Origin of the sequence: Hoskinsella mucinilytica (assembly GCF_045223415.1) — a bacterium.
Classification (GTDB): Bacteria; Bacillota_I; Bacilli_A; order Erysipelotrichales; family Erysipelotrichaceae; genus Hoskinsella; species Hoskinsella mucinilytica.
On sequence record NZ_JBEQZJ010000095.1, the window covers coordinates 1 to 1,730 of the forward strand.

Annotated in this window: 1 protein-coding gene; it reads right to left on the reverse strand. The window is 31.0% G+C overall.

Features of this window, described 5'->3' with window-relative positions:
- Window positions 1-132 precede the first annotated feature (132 nt).
- Entirely contained in the window at window positions 133-1,338 is a 1,206-nt protein-coding gene (locus UGRO018_RS17615; RefSeq protein WP_416327822.1) for an IS110 family RNA-guided transposase, read from the reverse strand.
- Window positions 1,339-1,730 lie beyond the last annotated feature (392 nt).

A 1,730-nucleotide genomic window follows, 5' to 3' on the forward strand; every position in this document is an offset into this window, starting at 1 on the left:
CAAAAAAATTAGATAATATAAATCAAGTATTATTTTGAAATTTTTGATTTTTCTTAATAACTTCAAATTTTGTATGACAAAAAGATCGAGTTCTCTCGATTTTTTTGATATATAGTCTTATAATGATTATGGTTAGTTTAGATAGAAACAACCACTTTTGCACATCCCATAAATTATTCGTAGTAGTTTCTGGGTACATGCGACACGAGCAGCTTTCGGTTTTAGTGGGACGGATTGCTGCTTTTTCTTTTGATAGAATTGTTGTATTGGATCTTTTTCTTTTTTTAATCGAAGATTGCATGTCACTGCTAAATAGAGTAAACATCGAAGTCTTTTGTTACCTTTCTTTGAAATCGATAAATGGAGGCCATCCATATCTCCAGATTGATTGATATGTGGATCAATTCCTGCATAAGAGATGAGCTGCTTTACTCTATCGAAGCGATTGACATCTCCAATCTCAGCTAAAATACGGCAAGCTAAGTTTGGACCTATACCATCAATACTTAGAATTAGAAAATAATTAGGTGATTGTTCAGCTAATTGAATCATTTCCTCTAATTGCTTATCACATGAGGTGATGCATGCTTCCAATTCACGAATGATTCGTAACAGTTCATATACTTCTATATCTTCTTTATCGCATCCTGGATAAGTCTTGTTGGCATAATCTATCACTTTACTTGCCCATATTAGACAAGCCTTATTGTGATGGTTTGTATGCTTTTCTAGGTATTTGGCTATTGTTTCAGGTTTCTTGTTTTTAATCGTATCAGGGTGAGGGTATTTCTTCAGAATAGCTAATGCAATATCACAGTATGGATTTTTGAATAATTGATTATATCCTGGAAATACGATACTTAATAGGTTTTGAAATGTAACTTTATATTTTCTTAAATGATCCAACTGATCTTCGTAGTTTCGATTCATGACTCGCAAATTGTGATGGATTGTTTCTTCCTCTACATATTCATGAAGCTGTTTATCGTAGTAAACAGCAGCGATACTATTGGGATCATTCTTATCTGTTTTTTTACTATGTAAATCTGTTTTCCTCATCTTTGCAGCTTGAAGTGGATTTACCATATAATGTTTTACTTTATGTTGATTCAAAAATCGAATCAAAGGTTTTGTATAGACACCCGTAGCTTCATAAACAACACATACATCTTCCTTTGTCTTTTCTTTTAATCTTCCAATACAATCCAATAAATAATGAAATCCGTCCATATTATGATTGATTTTATGTACCTTACCAAACGCTTTGTTTTTATCAATAAAGCATTTGAAATGACTACATCCATTTGATACATCGACACTAATAATTGGTCCTTCCATCTGTTGTTCTCCTTCCATAAAATATGAAGAATCTTTCCCATCTTTATTTGACTTATTTTCGTGTTAGATACAGGTTAGTTCTATTCTTGAATTGATAGAATCCTATTTAGATATAAACTAGTTTTCAAATAAAGAGGAAAGCAGAATGCTTTTTTTGACGAAATCAGAGTTTCAAAAGAGCCCACATTCTTGCTTTCTTCATAAGTTCTTAGATGCATGTATGCCTACAAACAAAAAGAACTAGGAATATTATATCCTAGCTCATAAATAAACAAAGATGATGATTATGATAATTATGTTATGACTAACTCATACATCATAATATACATTTTATACTTTCTTTATATTTCTTATAAGTAGGATACTTTTCTTCCTACTTTTATAATACGAAA

Excerpts from the sequence above, each read along its gene's own strand:
- UGRO018_RS17615 (WP_416327822.1), bottom strand. The coding sequence starts at position 1,338 with ATGGAAGGACCAATTATTAGTGTCGATGTATCAAATGGATGTAGTCAT.